General features: G+C 76.7%; 11 protein-coding genes. 1 reads left to right on the forward strand and 10 read right to left on the reverse strand.

Annotated elements, in window-relative coordinates; genetic code table 11:
• Positions 1-35: 35 nt before the first annotated feature.
• The 10 genes from AB0N04_RS33335 to AB0N04_RS33380 all read right to left on the reverse strand — a co-directional run bounded on the left by AB0N04_RS33335 (position 36) and on the right by AB0N04_RS33380 (position 14,348).
• The gene (locus AB0N04_RS33335) at positions 36-461 is read right to left on the reverse strand and encodes a phage tail protein (protein WP_360216644.1); all 426 of its coding nucleotides are present in this window, start codon (positions 459-461) and stop codon (positions 36-38) included.
• Positions 462-504: 43 nt separating this feature from the next.
• Complete coding sequence (locus AB0N04_RS33340) at positions 505-1,098, reverse strand: hypothetical protein (protein WP_360216647.1); 594 nt, start codon at positions 1,096-1,098, stop codon at positions 505-507.
• A 3,170-nt stretch (positions 1,099-4,268) separates the two neighbouring features.
• Entirely contained in the window at positions 4,269-4,427 is a 159-nt protein-coding gene (locus AB0N04_RS33345; RefSeq protein ID WP_360216685.1) for a DUF6760 family protein, read from the reverse strand.
• Positions 4,424-4,906, reverse strand: a complete 483-nt coding sequence (locus AB0N04_RS33350) for a hypothetical protein (RefSeq protein WP_360216650.1) — start codon at positions 4,904-4,906, stop codon at positions 4,424-4,426. Before AB0N04_RS33350 ends, AB0N04_RS33345 begins: the two co-directional genes overlap by 4 nt.
• Positions 4,903-5,343 (reverse strand): phage tail protein, encoded by a 441-nt coding sequence (locus AB0N04_RS33355; RefSeq protein ID WP_360216653.1) that lies wholly within the window; start codon positions 5,341-5,343, stop codon positions 4,903-4,905. Before AB0N04_RS33355 ends, AB0N04_RS33350 begins: the two co-directional genes overlap by 4 nt.
• A gap of 160 nt (positions 5,344-5,503) precedes the next feature.
• Positions 5,504-7,048: a phage tail sheath family protein gene (locus tag AB0N04_RS33360; protein WP_360216656.1), complete on the reverse strand. Its 1,545-nt coding sequence runs from the start codon at positions 7,046-7,048 to the stop codon at positions 5,504-5,506.
• Between the two features lie 192 nt (positions 7,049-7,240).
• On the reverse strand, positions 7,241-9,340 hold the full coding sequence (locus AB0N04_RS33365; protein ID WP_360216659.1) for an ATP-binding protein: 2,100 nt from the start codon (positions 9,338-9,340) through the stop codon (positions 7,241-7,243).
• On the reverse strand, positions 9,337-10,140 hold the full coding sequence (locus AB0N04_RS33370; protein ID WP_360216662.1) for a DUF4255 domain-containing protein: 804 nt from the start codon (positions 10,138-10,140) through the stop codon (positions 9,337-9,339). The genes AB0N04_RS33365 and AB0N04_RS33370 overlap by 4 nt, the downstream gene beginning before the upstream one ends.
• On the reverse strand, positions 10,137-13,394 hold the full coding sequence (locus tag AB0N04_RS33375) for a hypothetical protein (RefSeq protein WP_360216665.1): 3,258 nt from the start codon (positions 13,392-13,394) through the stop codon (positions 10,137-10,139). The genes AB0N04_RS33370 and AB0N04_RS33375 overlap by 4 nt, the downstream gene beginning before the upstream one ends.
• A 228-nt stretch (positions 13,395-13,622) precedes the next feature.
• On the reverse strand, positions 13,623-14,348 hold the full coding sequence (locus AB0N04_RS33380) for a LuxR C-terminal-related transcriptional regulator (RefSeq protein ID WP_360216668.1): 726 nt from the start codon (positions 14,346-14,348) through the stop codon (positions 13,623-13,625).
• A 230-nt stretch (positions 14,349-14,578) separates the two neighbouring features.
• On the opposite strand from AB0N04_RS33380, the gene AB0N04_RS33385 reads away from it, so the two are divergent.
• Positions 14,579-15,910: a hydrolytic protein gene (locus tag AB0N04_RS33385; RefSeq protein WP_360216671.1), complete on the forward strand. Its 1,332-nt coding sequence runs from the start codon at positions 14,579-14,581 to the stop codon at positions 15,908-15,910.
• Positions 15,911-16,393: the final 483 nt, after the last annotated feature.

Below are 16,393 nucleotides of genomic sequence, written 5' to 3' on the forward strand. Positions count from 1 at the left end.
GGTGGGACCGACCGGCCGGGTGGGGGCCGGCCCGGTCAGGACGGGCGCAGGCCCGCGTGGGCGATCTCCAGGGTCTCCACGGCGGCCTGCGAGTTCGACGGGTCGAAGGACGGGCCCTGCCAGCTCACCGGGACGATGCCCAGCACCTGCCAGCTGACGATCCGGCTCAGGTCGGGGCGCAGCGCCACGATCTCGCCGTCCTTGGGCTCGACCCGGCGCACCGTCTCGTCCAGCCAGCGCGCGATCTTGAGGGTGTCCGCGGTGACCGCCCGGGTGAGCGTGATGTTCGACCACGTGATGCGCCCCGGCAGCTGCCAGGAGAAGCCGTTGTTGCCGCCCTCGGCGTACTGGTGGATCTCCACCTGTGCGCCCAGGCCCGAGCAGGTCGTGAACTCCCCCAGGTCGTTGCCGCCGATCGTGAGTCTGAAGAACACGCTCGTCGCGAAGATGTTGTCGGTCATGTCCCGCCTCCGTCGCCTGCCCGCCGATGTCCGCCCCGCGCCCTCACCGGCGACCGTCGTACGGCCGCCCGGCGCGTTCCCTTCCCCTGCGCAGTTCGGCGCGCAGCAGCCGTCCGACGGGCTCGATCAGACGCCGGGCCAGCTCGTCGAGGTGGTCCGCCCCGAAGGCGCCCCCGGCCTGCGCCCCGCTGCCCTCCTGGGCACCGGCGGCCGCGCCCGGGTGCGGCAGCCCCGGCCCGCCCGGCACCGCGGAGCGGGACACCACGGGGCTGCCGGCCGGAACGGCCGTCATCGGCACCCCGGTCAGGCCCGCGTGCTCGGCCACCCGTTGCAGCACCCGCGCGGTGTCCGCCGCCACCCCGGGCTGCGACCCCGCGGCCGGCCCGGGAGCGCCGCTCGCGCCGCCCCGGACCGGTGCCCGCCACACCACCTGACGGGGCGCCGACGCGGCGCCCGTACCGGGCAACCCCGGCAGCGACCGGCCCCCGGCGCCGGGTGACGACGGGGCCAGCGGGGACAGCGACGGCACCGGCGGTGCGGCGGGCTGGGCGGCGGGGCCGGCGATCGGCAGCCGCTGGACGGCCGCCCGGTCCGCCACGTCCCTCGGCGGGGCCGGGCGCACCACGGGCACGGGCACCGCGCCACGTGGCGCGGACCGCCGCGAACCGGCGGACGAAGCAGATGAGGCGGACGAAGCCACGGAGGCTGCGGCGGAGCCGGCGACGGCCCCGGCACCACCGGGCGGTGGAACGAACGGCGACGCGCCGCCCCCGGAGGGCGCGGGCGACGCGCCCGGGCCCGAGGGGGCCGGAACGCCCGAAGCGGACCGCTGCACGCTCGGCAGCGGCCCGGCGGCCGGCGTACCGTGCCCGGCCGCACCGACGGGCCGGGCGGCAGCCCGGGGAACGGAGACCCGGTCGGCCGCCGGGCCGACGAGGCCGGTCGGGGAGCCCGCGGCCACGGGTGCGGACGGGCCCGCCGCGCCGCCCCCGGGCACGGCCCGCCGGACGTCCGTCGCGGTCCCGTCCGTTCCGGCGGCGGGAGCGGACCTCCGCCGCCCCCACCAGACACGACCGACCGCCGCGACGGCCGTCGCGGGCGCCGCGCCGGGCCGGACCGCCGCGTCCGACGGCGTCGGGCTCACCCTGCGCTGCAGTCGCCCGGACGCGGGCGCGGTCGACGCCGGCACGGTGGACGTACCGGCGACGGCTCGCGCCTCCGCGGTGCCACCGGCGCGCGACGGCGACCGGTGCGCACTGGAGTCGGATCCACCCGTCGACAGCGGCAGCCGGTCGTCCGCCGGAACGCCGGGGCGGCCATCGGGCACGGCGGCCCGTACAGGCGAAGCCGTCGGACCGGCACCGCCGGACCGGGCCCGCCGCGCGGCGGCCCGGCCGCCGGGGACAGCTGACCGCTGCACCGGCGACGGTCCCGTCCCCGAGGTCGTGGTGCCGGGCCCACCGGACGGACCGGACGGGGCCGACGAAGCCGTCGAGCCCGCCCCGGGATGCCCGGCGCCCGGGTTCCCCGCCCGGTCGGACCGGCCCTGCGCCGCCGAGCGGCCGCGCGGCAGCGGACCGGCCCCGTCGGACCCGGAGCGCTGCACGGGCGCTCGCCCGTCAGCGGCCGCGCGGGCCGACGAAGCCGGGCGGGCGGAAGACTCGCCGCGCTCCCCACCGGTTCGGGGGGCACGCAGGACGGCCGCGGCCCGGCTGCGCCAGGTCGCGGGGGCGGCCGGTGGCCCGGCCGGCTCACCGGCCGGTGGCGCGCCCGCTTCGACGGCGCGTGCCGCCGGCTCCTGGCGCCAGGAGGCCCGTACCACGGGCGGAGCGGCCGGCGCCGGGGCCGAGCCTGACGCGGAGGCACCGAACACGGGAGCTGCCGCCGCGGACGCCGCGAGCGTCGAGGTCATGGCACGCGCGCCGAGCAGGCCCCGCGTCCGGTGGCCGGGCGCGGTCGCCGCCGCGCCGCCGATCGGTGCCCGCGCCACGACGAGCGGCACTCCGCCGCCCGTGGCCGTCACGACCGGCCGGGTGCCCGGGGCTGGGCGGGCGACGGCGCCCGAGGGCGCGGAGCCACCCTGCGCGCCTCGACCGACACCCGGACCGGCACCCGAGCCGGTACCGGGGGCGTCCGGGGCGGCGTGCTGCCCGGAGCCGGGCCCAGGGCCGGGGCCGGCGCTGCCGAGTGCGCGCTGCACCGCGGTAGTGCCCGGGCCGGTCGCCGCTCGGTGCTGCTCCGACCGCGTGGACCCGGAAGCCTCCGCCCCGCCGCTCCCTGCGGAGGCCGCAGGCCTGGCCGCGGCCGCGCCCCCGCTCCCGGATCCGGGAGCGGCAGGCGACGCCGTGCGGCGCGGCGCGGGGGCAGCGGTGCCGCCCTCCGGCGTCGGGGCCGTGGACCGCCGGGCCGGGCTGCGCCGGCCGCCGGGCCCGGGCACGCCGGCCGTCGGCGGGAGCCCGGCCAGCGGTGCGCCCAGCCCGCCACGGGCCCGGGCGGCGGACGCGCCGGGGGTGGCGGAGGTCGAGGAGTCGGTGCGCCGCACGCCGGGGTTCACCGTGGACGGCGCCGCGGCGGGGCCGCCGCTGCGGGCGGCGCGCTGCACGGGGGCGGCCTCGGCGCGCGCGGGCGCGGAGGTGGGCGGCGCGGCGCCACCGGCCGGATCCGCCCCCGGGGCCGCCGGGGCGGGCGCGGCCACGATCGGCATCGGCGCGGCCGCGGGGCCTGCCGCGCCCTCGGTGGCGGGCTGCGGCGAGGCGCTCGCGGGCAGGGCGGTCAGCGGCGCCCCCAGGACGGGACGGCGCGCGGCGGCGCGCTGCACCGGGCCGCCGGGGCCCGCGGTCGAGGCGGTGGCCGCCGGGCCGGCGGGCCGGGTCTCGGTCGGCTCGGGCCGACCGGCGGGCATGCTCGGGGTCGGTGCGGAGGCCGGGGAGCCACTCGTCGGCACCGGGTCCGCGGACATCGCGGCGGCGGGTCCGGCCGTCGGTGCGGCGACCCGTTCCGCCGCGGGCGGCGGGAGCACGGTGACGGCGCGCAGCGGCAGGGTGCGCGGGCGCGTCGCCGCGGTCAGCGGCCGCGTCACGCGGCGCAGCACGACCGGGCCGGCGGGCGCGGTCCGGGCCTGCGCACCGGACGACGGCACGGCGGCGGACGACGGCACGGCGGCAGTCGACGACGCGGGGGCGGACGACGACGCACCACCGGACGACGGCGCACCGCCGGGCGAGGCCACGCCACCGGACGAAGCCACGGGGGCGGAGCCGGAAGCAGCCGCCCGGTCGGCAGGCCGCGCCGGGGCGGCGGCCCGGGTCTGCGCCGCGGTGACCCGCGCGGGCAGGCGGCGTCGGGCGGGCACGGCCCGCTGCACCTGCCGGACCGCACCGAGCTGCCCGGGCACCTCCTCCGGCGCGTCGGCGCCGTCCGAGCCGGGCGCCCGCGGCGGCGCCGCGTACGGCAGGGCAGGCCCGTCCGTCCCGGCGGAGGCCGTCGGGACGGACGGCCGGGCGACCGCCCGCAGGATGCCGGCCGGGGCGGCGGGGAGCAGCGCGTGCCCGAGCGTGCCGGACAGCGAGGGGTTCTGCCAGGAGGCGAGCCGGCCCCGGAACCGCAGGCCGTCGCTGACCCCGGTGGCCGGCTCCGCGAGGGTGCGGGCCAGTGGCCCGACGTCACGCCAACCGCCGTCCGGAGCCGGTGCGTTGCCCGACGCCGGGCCGTCGACGGCCGGTGCGCCCGCCGGAGCGGGCGCCGGTGCCTCGGCCGGCGCGGTGCCGGCGGCCCGGCGCGCGAACCTGTCCCGGAACCCCATGCCGTTCACCCGCCTTCGTTGACGCGGGTGTTGATCCGCGCGATCTCCGCCACCCACGCCCGGCGCTCGTGGTGGGTCAGGTCGAGAACGGACTCCCGCTCCCAGTGGAAGTGGTAGGCGATGTACGCGACCTCCTCGTACAGCCGGGCGGTCGCGTACGTCACCATTCCCCCAGGCGCCCACCAGCGAGGTCGACCTCGAAGCCGCCCTCGCAGTGCGGGCAGGTCACCGCGGCGCGGGTGTGGCCCTCGCTGTTGATCCGCTGGTAGAAGTCCTGGAGGAACGCGACGTCGGTGGCGTACATGCGCTCGACCACGCCGGCGTGCACGTCGGTGACGGTGCCGAGCCGGGTGATCACGTGGCTCAGCAGCACCACGCTCAGGTACGCCGGGTTCTCCTTGACGCGCTGGTCGATCTGGGGCATGAGCTCGTCCCGCGCGGTCGCCAGGCGCATGGCACCGTGGCGGTGCACGGTGCCCTCGTCGTCGACGTACCCGCGCGGGAGCTCGAACTCGAACTCCGTCTGCAGCCCGTGGTCCTGCGGGCTCCGGCCGCGCTGCGGCGCGGCGGCCTGCGGGGCCGGGGCCGCCGCAGGCGCCGGGGCCTTCTCCAAGAGCTCGTCGAGGCCGATCCGTCTCCTCATTCGACGGAGATCTCCTCGAACACGATGGTCACCTTCTCGGTCGCGGCGCTCGACTCGCCGGCGGTGAGCGTGGGGCCCTCCCAGCGGCTGGCCCAGGCGTTCATCAGCTGGATGCGGCGCAGGGTGGCGCCGGTGGTGTCCTTGACCTCGATGGTGAGGTTCTGGCGCGCGGTGTTGATCGCGCCGTTGTTGAGGGTCTCCTTGATCCAGGTGGTGAACGCCCCGCTCTTGTCGAGACCGCGGGTGATCGTCACCTCCCCCGGCAGCCGGGCACCCGGCTGCTTGCGGACGATCAGCTTGCCCTGCTGGGTCACCTGCTTGTACTCGACGACGTCCTGGTCGACGGTGAGGTTGCTGATCTCCTTGACGGACTCGACGTTGTAGCCGCCGAGCTGGACGCCGAAGATGTGTGTGGAGAGCGGATCGCCTTCAGCCATGACTTCCTGTCACCTTCCGGTGTGTTGCGGACCTGCTGGACCTGCTGGACGTGCTGGACCTACTGGACCTGCGTGGAGCCGGACCGGCGCGGGCCGGCCCGGTGCGACCGGACGGGCCCGGCGTCCGTGCCGGGCCCCTCCGGTCCGCCGGACGGACCGGTCACTCGTTGACGAGGCTCGTGCTGTCGGAGAACTGCGACAGCCGGAACACCACGAACTCGGCGGGCTTCACCGGCGCGACCCCGATCTCACAGATCACCTGGCCGAGGTCGATGGACTCCGGGGGGTTGTTCTCGCGGTCGCACTTCACGTAGAAGGCCTCCGCGGCGGTCTGCCCGAACAGCGCCCCGCGCCGCCACTCCTCGGTGAGGAACGCGGTGATGTTGCGGCGGATGCTGGACCACAGCCGGTCGTCGTTGGGCTCGAAGACCACCCACTGGGTGCCCAGGAGGATCGACTCCTCCAGGTAGTTGAAGAGCCGCCGCACGTTGAGGTAGCGCCACGCCGGGTCCGAGGACAGGGTGCGGGCGCCCCAGATCCGGATGCCGCGTCCGGGGAACGCCCGCACGCAGTTGACGCCGATCGGGTTCAGCAGGTCCTGCTCGCCCTTGCTGAGGCGGATCTCCAGGTCGACGGCGCCGCGGATGACCTCGTTGGCGGGCGCCTTGTGGACGCCGCGCTCGGCGTCGCTGCGCGCCCAGACCCCGGCGACGTGGCCGCTCGGGGGGACCATCGCGTTGCGCCCGGTCGCCGGGTCGAACACCTTGATCCACGGGTAGTACAGCGTGGCGTAGCGGGAGTCGAAGCCCGCCTCGTCGTTGCGCCAGGTGCGCACCTGCTGGGCGTTCAGGCCGGGCGGCGGGTCGAGGACGGCGATCCGGTCGCCCATCTGCTCGCAGTGCGACATGACCGCCAGCTGGACGGTCCGCACGCCCTCCGCGTCGATCTCGCCGCGCTGGTAGGAGCTCATCAGGTCGGGGACGGCGACCATGGTGATCTCGTCGATCGACTCCAGCCCGGCGAACCCGGTGCGGGCCGAGGCGTCCCCGACGTACTCGGCCGGGTCGACGCGGGTGCCGGCGGGCGCGATCGGGCCGGTCGCGGGGGCCGCGGCGAGCGCCAGGGTCTGGCGCTCCGGGCGGCTGGGCGCGGTGCCGGGCTGCTCGCTGACCGCGATGAGCTTCGACTCGCGCAGCTGGGTGACGACGTAGCCCTTGGTGCTCTTGCGGGTGGAGACCTCGAAGGTCTCCGCCACCTCGGCACCCTTGCGGACGACCAGCTTGAAGCGGTCGTCGGGGACGTTCTCGCCCTCGGCGTCGGCGATCTCGACGGAGACGTCGCCGCCGGCGGCGGGCAGCACCGAGTACAGGAAGCCGGCCACCGGGGTGGGCGCGGGCGCCTGGCGGACGGGCGCGGGCCGGCCGGTGGCCGCGCCGTCGGCGGGCCGTCCGACCCGGACGACGTAGACGGCGCCGCCGCCGTTGGCGAAGAACCCGTAGACGGCGTGGGGCAGGTAGGTGCCCTCGGTGAAACCACCGAACTGCTGGACGTACTGGTCCCAGTTCGTCACCAGGGTGGGTTCGTGGAAGGGTCCGGTCTCGGCGAAGCCGACCAGGGCGGCGACGGCCGTGCCGACTCCCTCGATCGGCCGGGCACCGGACTGGACCTCCTCCACGTACACGCCCGGGGTGAGGTACGACGGCATGCTCGCTCCTTCTGGTGGCCGATCAGTCGCCACCGAGTCTCGCCGCCGGACCGCCCCCGGGGACATGTCCGCAGGTCCCGGACCAGGGGCAACGTCACTGCCCCGGCGGGCACCCCGGGGCGCCCGGGCGGGCCGCGCCGGGCGGCGCGGGGTGTCCGTCCGGAGCCCGACCGGCCGGCCGCCCGGCGGGCCTCAGCCCCGCCCGGTGCCCCCGAGCGCGCCCGTCCACGGCCCGAACTCGCTCTCCAGGACGAGGCGGCCGAGCTTGCGGTACTCCCGTACCACCGCGGTCACCAGCTGCGCCATGTCCAGCGGCCGGCCGGCCTCGGCGGCCAGGTAGGCCGCGGTGACGGCGCAGGCCCGGATGGACCCGCCGGCGAGCTCGAAGTGCCGTGCGCAGTAGGCGAGGTCGAGGTCCTCACCGCGCGGGATCCACGGGCCCAGGCAGCGTTCCCACAGGGCGTGCCGCTGTTCCTCGTCCGGCACCGGGAAGTCGGCGATGACGTCCAGCCGGCGGGTGAACGCCTCGTCGAGGTTGGCGCGCAGATTGGTCGTCAGCACGGCGATCCCGTCGAAGGACTCCATCCGCTGCAGCAGGTACGCGGACTCCAGGTTGGCGTGCCGGTCGTGGGCGTCCTTGACCTGCGAGCGCTTCCCGAAGATCGCGTCCGCCTCGTCGAACAGCAGCACGCCGTTGACCTGGGAGGCCTCGGTGAAGATGCGTTCCAGGTTCTTCTCCGTCTCGCCGACGTACTTGTCGACGACGGTGGACAGGTCCACCACGTAGAGCTCCATGCCCAGGTCCGCGGCGACCACCTCGGCCGACATCGTCTTGCCGGTGCCCGACTCCCCCGCGAACAGGGCGATCACCCCGCGGCCGCGGCCGCCGCCGGGGCGCATCCGCCACTGACCGAGCACCTGGTCGCGGTGCCGGGCCCGCAGGGCGAGCTCGCGCAGCTGCCGCTCGGTGGGCTCGGGCAGCACGAGGTCCTCCCAGCCGACCGCGGGTTCGACGCGGCGGGCCAGCCGGGCGAGTCCGGCCCCGTTCTGCCCCCGCACGGCGGCCCGCAGGTCGTCGGCGGTGACGGCGCGGCCCTCGGCGGCGGCCGTCCTGGTGGCGACCCCGGCGGCCCTGGCCACCTGTTCGCCGTCCAGCTGGTACGCGGCTACCGCAGCGGTCAGCTCGTCGTCCGGCCCGGGCCCGGCCGGGCCGCCCGCCTCGGCCAGCGCCTGCGCCCAGCGCTCGGCGCGCTGTTCCGGGTCCAGCGGCGGGACGGCGACGACGACCGGGCTGTCCCCGGCCCAGGCCGGGTCCCACGGCCGGGTGCCGTGCACCAGCAGGGGGACGCCGGCCAGGTGCCCGCAGAGCAGCCGCACCAGGGCGGCGCGTTCCGGGCGTTCGGGTTCGAGCCGTTCCAGCGGGCCGAGCACCACGCCGCCGCCGGTCAGCCGGGCCTCCCTGGCCAGGGCCCGCACGGTCGGCTCCGCGGGGCGGGCGGCGAGCACGGCGGTGTCGACGACCAGGGCCGGGCGGCCGAGGGCGGCCAGGGCGTCGACGGCGAGCTGCCCGGCGTTGCCGCCGCGGTCGAGCAGGTGCACCGGGGCGGTGCCGTCCGCCGCGGCGGCGCGCACCCGGCGGGACGGTTCGGCGGCCGGGCCGCCGCCGGGCCGGCCGAACCGGACCAGCCCGGCCAGCGCGGCGTCGGGTTCGTCCACGCCCAGCAGGTGCGCCGTCACCCGGTCGGGGACGCGCAGCCCCCGGGAGAGCAGCGGGCGTTCCGGCTCGGTGAGCTCCAGGAGCCCTCCGGCGATCAGCGGTGCGCGCGCGGTGAACCGGAAACGGCCGGGTCCGGCGCCGGGCAGGCCGCACAGTTCGAGCGCGAGCCCGATGGTCGGCCGGCGCAGCGTCAGGTCGTCGTTGAGGTAGCCGTACAGCCGCTCGAAGCGGGTGTCCAGGTCGGGGGCGAGCGCCACCAGCAGGAGTTCGAGGTCGACGGGGAGCAGCCCGAAGGCCTCGGCGAACCGGGCGAGCCGGGAGCCGGGCGGCGGCTGGGGCGGGTCGCCGAGTACGGCGCCGGCCCGGCCGTCGGCGGCGGGCGCCGCGAGGGTCCGCTCGGCCCCCTCCGGGGTGAGGTACTGGCCGCGGTACGGGTCGTCCGGGTCCGGGTCGACGGCGCGGCGGTCGCGGACGGCGGCCCTGACCCGCTCCTCGACGCCGCGCAGGCGCTCCCACAGGGGGTCGGGGCCGGCCGCGGTCGCGCTCGCGGCCGGCGCTTCGAGGTCGACGGTCACCGCGCGGCACCGCCTCGTCGGCGGCGGCCGGGCGGCAGTCGGCGCTCGCGGGGAGCGGCGAAGCCGTCGGGGCCCGGGTCGGTGCCGCCCTCGTAGCGCAGCCGGCGGCCGGGGTCGGCGGTGGCGCCACCCGATCCGTCGGTCGCGTCGGGCCCGTCGGTCGGGCCGGTGGGCGCGGTCGCGCTGCCCGGGCCCGCGGCGGCGTCCGCGCCGTCCGGGGCCCCCTGCGCCGTCCGGTCGGTAGCGCGCACCACGAGTCCCTCGGTGACCGGCGGACCGGCGGCGGTGCGCGGGCCGGACAGCGGGGCGAGCACCCGGAGGTCGACGGACGGCTTCAGCTCCCCGCCGAGGCCGGACCACACGTCGGACACCGAGGGCATGCCGTCCCGGCCCCCGCCCGTCTCCAGCCCGACGACGAGCCCGAGTTCGGCGAGCGTGCCGGTGAGCAGCCGGGCGGGCAGCGCGTCGGCCGCGGTCAGGCAGCGGAGCACTTCGGAGAGCAGCCGGTGCTCGTCCTGGGGCCGGTTGGTCCAGGCGGTCACCAGGTAGGCGAGCTCGTACCAGCGGGGTGCGCCGCGCCGGGCGACGACCATGCCGTCGGCGTCGTACTCCTCGGTGGTGCCGCTCTGACGGCGGGCCACGTCCTCGCGGATGCCGTAGAGGAACACGCTGACGGTGGGCGCGTTGCGCCGGGCGGCCCAGTCCCGGGTGGGCGAGTCGAAGACCAGCTCGATCCCGCGGTCCTGCAGTCCGCTCTCGGTGAGCAGCAGCCGCAGCGCCTCGTCGACTTCGTGGATCACCGGCGCTGCACCTCCCCGGGCGGGCCGATGGTGCCGGTCACGACCAGGAAGGGGGTGGTGACCGGGGAGAACCCGGGGCCGGCGGCGGTGATGGTCCGCGGACCGGTCTCGTCCTTCGGGAGGATGAGCAGCTGGCCCGCGAAGGTGCCGTCGGCGCGCGGCAGGGTGGGCGCGGCGGCGGCGGTGATGCCGGGCGTCCAGGTGAGCGTCACCGGCGTGCCCGGCGGGAAGTCCTGGCCGCGGACGGAGGTCACGAAGCCGGGCTTGCCGATCGGCGGGACGGCGGTGATGCGCGGCTGGAGGATGCGCAGCGGGGTGCTCGCCACGTGGTCGCCGGGGGCGGCGTCGCTGCCGGTGGTGGTCAGCGTGGCGGTGACGGCGGTCTGCACGGCCGCGTCGGGGGCGAGCACCACCTGGACGGTGGCGGTGCCGCCCGCGGGCAGGTCGGCCAGCTCGCAGGTGTCGCCGGTGCAGCCGGGCGGCAGCGGTCCGGCGGCCGGGACGACGGCGGGCAGTCCGAGCCGCAGGCGCAGTCCGGTGGCGGGGGCCTGGCCGGTGTTGCGCACGGTGTAGGTGACGGTGACGCGGCCTCCGACGTAGCCGGGGTTGGGCTGGGCGCCGACGGTGACCGACGGTCCGGCCTTGGGCGCGGGCGGCGCCGGGGGTTCGGCGGGCGGCGGGGCGGGAGCCGGCGGGGCGGGCTGCGGCGTGGTGGTGGAGGGCGTCGGGGCGGGTGTCGGGGTGGGCGTCGGGGTGGGTGTCGGGGTGGGTGTCGGCGACGGGGTCGTCGGTGTCGGCGAGGGGGTCGGCGGCGCGGCCTGCACGGGCACGACCGTCTGTGCCGCGTTGTCCCCCGGGTTCGGGTCGACCACCGTGCCGGTGGCCCACCAGCCGATCTTCTGGTCGCCGGCCTGGGTGCCGACGATGGTGGCGGTCACCCGGACGACGGCGCCGGGAGCCAGCGTGCCGAACTCGCAGCGGAGCGCCCCGGCCGTGCAGCTGCCGGCCGTGGTCCGCAGTCCGTCGAGCCGGACGCCCGCCGGGACGGAGACCGTGAGCACGGTGCCCGGCGAGGGCGCCGGCCCGCGGTTGGTCACCGTCAGCTCGACGGTGGTGCGTCCGCCGAACGGCACCGGCGGCGTCCCGGCGGGCGCGGTGACCGCCAGGTCGACGGACTGCTGGACGCTCGGCTCCTTCTGCCGCCCGGGCAGCCGGTCGTTGAGCGGGGTGAGCCGGCCCGTCGCGAAGTCGTAGATCGACAGCCCTTCCGGCGAGTTGGCCGGCTGGGCCCGGCGGGAGGTCAGCACCAGCTGCGCGCCGTTCGCCGTCCAGGCGACGTCGCGGGGCTGGAAGGGGCCGCCGGCGGAGGGGTCGGGCAGGGGGCGCCGGCAGGCGTTGCGGTCGAGTCCGGCGGGCAGCACCACGGTGCAGTCGGCGCCGGTCGTCGAGGTGACGAGGACTCCGCCGCCCTGGCCGGCCCCGCCGTTGCCGCCCTTGCGGTTGAAGGCGATCCGCCGGCCGTCCGGTGCGAAGGCCGGGCTGTCGTCGATGACGGCGCAGTCGCCCGGGCAGGCCGCGCGGCTGAGGTCGGTGGGCCGGTCGAGGGCGTCGGCGGGCACGGTCCACACGTGCTTGTTGCCGGCGTTGCCGTTGACCACCTCGGTCCTGGTGTAGGCGATCAGCTTGCCGTCCGGGGACCAGGTGGGCTGGGCCAGCGAGGCGGCCGGCTGGCCGCCGGTCGGTTCGACGGTGCCGACGACCGCGCCGGTGGACACCTGGGCGACCAGGATCCGGCCGGGTCCGGAGGCCGGCCCGACGCCGCCGGGGGAGGTGCGGGTGAAGGCGATCAGCCGGCCGTCCGGGGAGAGCGCCGGGTCGGTGTCCCAGTCCTTGGGGCCGCGCCCGGCGAGGTTCAGCGGCTTCGGGTCGGAGCCGTCGGCGCCGGTGAGCCAGATGCGCTGGACGCGGCCGGCGGGGGTGTCCTCGAAGCGGGTGACCACGATCTTCCGGCCGTCCGGGGTGTAGCTCTGCCGCTCGAACCACGGGTCGAAGCCGGGGTGGGGGTTGAACAGCGGGTCGGCGGCGGGATCGGTCTCGGTGTCGGCCGCCGGGTCCTCCCGGAGCACGCCGACGCCGAGGTCGCGCGGGTCGGCACCGTCGGGGCGGATGTCCTCCAGGTCGGCCAGGTTCGGGGCGCCGGCGCTGTTCTGGTCCACGACGGGCCCGCCGTCCTTCGGGCCGCCCAGCCAGGTCGGGGTCCGGACGGCGCGGTCCTCGGCGAGCACCAGCTCGGACGGCGTGCAGGAGCAGGTCGGGGCGCGGTACACGTTCTCGTACGCGGTCGGGCCGTCCTTGGGCCGGTCGGGGCTCAGGAAGAGCACGCCCGTGCCGTCGGGCAGCCAGCCGGGCGACCGGGTGCGCCAGTCGGAACCGGTGCCGGGGAAGAACGCCCGGTCGTCGGTGCCGGTGGGCGAGATGACCCGCAGGCGCGGTCCGGTCTGGCCGCCCTGGTCCCAGGTGTAGACGATCTGGTCGCGCAGGGTGGGGGCGTCCACCGGGTTCCAGGCCGGTTCGACGGCACTGCCGGTGGTCACCCCGGTGATCCGCCGTGACGCGCCGCCGGCCATCGGCATGACGAAGATCTGCAGGTGCTCCGGGTCGGCGTCGCAGGTGTACGCGACCCAGGTGCCGTCGGGCGAGACGGTCGGGTGGGTCTCGTTGGAGGTGGTCTCGGCGAGCCGCCGCAGCCCGGAGCCGTCGGTGTTGACGACCCAGATGTCGCGCTGGGGCTTGCCGTCGCGTCCGCCGGGCCCGAGCGCGTCGAAGACCACGGCCTTGCCGTCCGGGGTGAGCGCGGGGTGGGCGGTGTCCATGCCGGTGGTCAGCCGGCGCACCTCGCCGGAGCCCTCGCGGACGTACACCTGGGGCAGCGTGCCGTCGCGCAGGCTGGTGAAGGCGATCCGGTCGCCGCGCGCGGAGGGTTCGGTGTCGAAGTGGCGCGGGCCGGGCCCGAACAGCGGGGCGCTGGTCGCCGCGCCGGTCACCCGGGCCAGGCTGCGGTGGCCGGTGCCCACGAAGACGATCCGCCCGGTGGCCGAGTCGTCGCCGGCGGCCACCGGCGCCGTGCCGCCGGCCGGGCCGTCGGGGTTCGCGGTGCCGAGCGTCACCACGGCCACGGCCAGGGACAACAGCATCGCGGCGGCGGCTCGCGCCGACCGCCGCAGGGGGCGGGGGGTGCCGGTGGCGCGGATCACGCTCAACCTCACAGACCGAGAAGGGCGGTACGCCCGGCAGTCTCTCCGGCCCGGGCGCGCGGGCGACAGGCCCGGGGCACCCGAGCCGGGGGTAGCGCGCGGTGCCCGTGAGGGCAATCCGGCCCGGCTCCGGGGCAGGTGCCCCGGAGCCGGGTGCCGGCTTCCGACCGGCTCGGATCGGCTCGGATCGCTCCGATCCGGACCCGGATCGGACCGGATCGTGGCGGATCAGATCAGGCCGTGGCGCATCGCGTACCCGACGGCGTGGGCCCGGTTGCGCAGCCCCAGCCTGGTGGTGATCTCGTGCAGCACGTTCTTGACGGTGCGTTCGGAGTACGAGGTGTGCGCCGCTATCTCGCTGGTGTCGAAGCCGTCCGCGACCAGCTTCAGCATCTCCGCCTCGCGGGCGGTGAGGGTGGACAGGGTCAGGCCGCGCGGGTCGAGCATGGTGCGCTGGAGACTGCCGACCCGGTCGAGCAGTTTGCCGAGGAGGTCACCGGGCATGACTCCCTCGCCGTTGGCCAGGGCGGTGATGAGGTGGACGAGGCGGTCCTGGTCGGCGTCCGAGCGGCGCAGCACGGCACCGACCCCGCACTCGATGATGGTCTGCAGGCCGCCGGCCTCGAAGTGACCCACCACCAGGCCGGTCCGGCTCGACGTGTTGAGCCGGAGCCTGCGCAGCCGGTCGGCCACGGCGTCGTTCAGCCCGTCGACGACCATCAGCGAGACCTGGGCGCCGGGCGCCTCGGCCTCCGTCAGCAGCTCCACCTCGGGCCGTTGCCGCAACTGCTGGACGACGCCGGTGTGCAGGATGATGTCCTCCGCGTACACCGCCACCCGCACCCGACCCGGCTTGACGCGCACGGCGGCGGACTCGGCGGCTCCGCGGGGCCGGACCTGGGCGTACTTCGGCGCCACTGCGGTCTCGTGGACGGTGGTTTCGATCGGTGTCATCACCGGTTCCGTTCTGCTACTGCGATGTCGACTGGATGTGGGGGGAGGACGGCCGGGCGCCACCGCGTCGTGGCGGCGGCCGTCGGTACTGCCGGGGTCTGGGGGGTGCCGCCGGGGCGGGCGGCGGGGGTGCCGGGCAGGGCCGGGCTGTTCGCTCGGGCAAGGCGCGTGCCCGCGGCTTGCCCGCGGGGCTCTCTCGCCGGGGCGGTCCGCGGCCCTACCGTCGCGGCATGACCGCATCCGCCGAACTCGGCCTGCCTGCGCTGACGGTGTCGCCCGGCGCCGTGGCCACGACCACACTGACGGTACGCAACGAGACGGACATCGTTGAGGCGTACTCGTTGGAGGTGGTCGGGCCGTGCGCCGCGTGGGCGACGGTCGAGCCGGCCCGCCTCTCGCTCTTCCCGGGGACCTCGGAGACGGTGACCGTCCGGCTCGCACCGGCCCGCTCCCCCGAGGTCCGGGCGGGCGAGTTCCCGCTCGGGGTGCGGGTGCTGCCCGCCGAGCGCCCCGAACTCGTGACCGTCCCCGAGACCACCGTCACCGTGGAGCCCTTCCACGAGCTGCACACCGAGCTGGCGCCGCGGCGCCGGCGCGGCTGGCTCCGGGCGCGCTACCGCACCTCGGTGCGCAACCTCGGGAACGTCGCCGTCCCGGTGGTGTTCACGCCCGCCCAGCCCGGTGAGGACCTGCGGTTCGGCTTCACCCCCGAGAAGCTGCGGCTGGAGCCGGGCGAGTCCGCCGAGGTCCGCCTGAAGGTGCGCGCCCGCAAGCTGATCTGGTTCGGCAAGCCGACCAGCTGGCCGTTCGAGGTCGCGGTCGCCGAGGAGGACGGTACCGAGAAGCCCGGCGGAGTGCCCGCGGCCGAGCGGCGGAACGTGCTGGAGGGCGAGTTCGTCCAGCACGCCCTCCTGCCGAAGTGGCTGCTGGCGCTGCTCGCGGCCCTGATCGCCCTGCTGCTGGCCTGGCTGGCCCTGGTGCGGCCGGCGGTTCGCAGTTCCGCGAAGCAGGCCGCGACCGAGGCCGTCGAGCAGAAGGCCGCGGCCTTCACCCCGCCGCCGGCCGCACCGCCCGCCGTCCCCACCCCGCCCGCTCCGGGCGGCGGCGGCGCGACGCCGAGCGGCCAGGCCAAGCCCGGCGGCGGTTCGGGCGGCGGCGGTGGTGGCGCGGGCGGTGGTTCCGGTCTGGCCGTCCCCGGCACCGAGCAGCAGAGCTCCGCCACCGTGGACCTGACGACCAACAGCGGTGGATCCGCGGTGGGCAGCTACAAGGTGCCGCACGGCAAGGTCTTCCGGATCACGGACCTGGTCGCCGCCAACTTCCAGGGCGACCAGGGGCTGCTGACCATCAAGTTCGGCGAACAGACGATCACGACGATCGCCATGGAGACGTTCCGAAACCAGGACTATCACTGGGTGACTCCCATCGAGGTCCCCGAGGACCAGACCGTGACGGCAAGCGTGGTCTGCCAGCAGCCGGGTACTCCCGCGTCCGGGAAGCAGGCTTCCCAGTGCCACGAACTCCTCAACGTCAGCGGGCAGTTGAGCGACATCAAGCGCTGAAGCGGCACACCTCTTTCACGGCTCATTCACACCATGCACCTGACAACGGGGCGCGGCTTCCACGGCGGGTTTCAGAAGTCGTTTCTAACACCAACCAGGCCCCGACGGGACACAGGGTGACGCTCGTGACACTCTCGCGAATAGCGGAACCGCCCGAATCCCACCGGATCCGAGCCGGTTCCTACCCGAACGGGCAACGACGACAGCCCTTTCGAACAGGCGAACCTGCCCTTTCGGAACCCGCCTGACGGGACGTTCGACCCCACCCGCCGTTCGCTTGTTGAACGTTCCCGCAGCGTGCAGACCGAACGTTCGGCTCCCCACGCCCCGTCAACCGCCCACGGGGGCAAGGAGTCCACCCGAAACGGCGCCGCGCCCCGTCCGAGGACGGGGCCCCCCGCTCGGGGCCCCGCCTCACCGCTCCCGCCACCGCCTCCGTCAGGGCTCGCGGAAGTGCAGCACGAAACGGGCGCTGCTGCCGTC

Source organism: Kitasatospora sp. NPDC051702 (genome assembly GCF_040681575.1).
Lineage (GTDB): Bacteria > Actinomycetota > Actinomycetes > Streptomycetales > Streptomycetaceae > Kitasatospora.

What these genes read in the sequence shown, in the direction of transcription:
- AB0N04_RS33335 (WP_360216644.1), bottom strand. Translation starts at nt 461, where the DNA reads ATGACCGACAACATCTTCGCGACGAGCGTGTTCTTCAGACTCACGATC.
- AB0N04_RS33350 (WP_360216650.1), bottom strand. Translation starts at nt 4,906, where the DNA reads ATGAGGAGACGGATCGGCCTCGACGAGCTCTTGGAGAAGGCCCCGGCG.
- AB0N04_RS33355 (WP_360216653.1), bottom strand. Translation starts at nt 5,343, where the DNA reads ATGGCTGAAGGCGATCCGCTCTCCACACACATCTTCGGCGTCCAGCTC.
- AB0N04_RS33360 (WP_360216656.1), bottom strand. Translation starts at nt 7,048, where the DNA reads ATGCCGTCGTACCTCACCCCGGGCGTGTACGTGGAGGAGGTCCAGTCC.
- AB0N04_RS33380 (WP_360216668.1), bottom strand. Translation starts at nt 14,348, where the DNA reads ATGACACCGATCGAAACCACCGTCCACGAGACCGCAGTGGCGCCGAAG.
- AB0N04_RS33385 (WP_360216671.1), top strand. Translation starts at nt 14,579, where the DNA reads ATGACCGCATCCGCCGAACTCGGCCTGCCTGCGCTGACGGTGTCGCCC.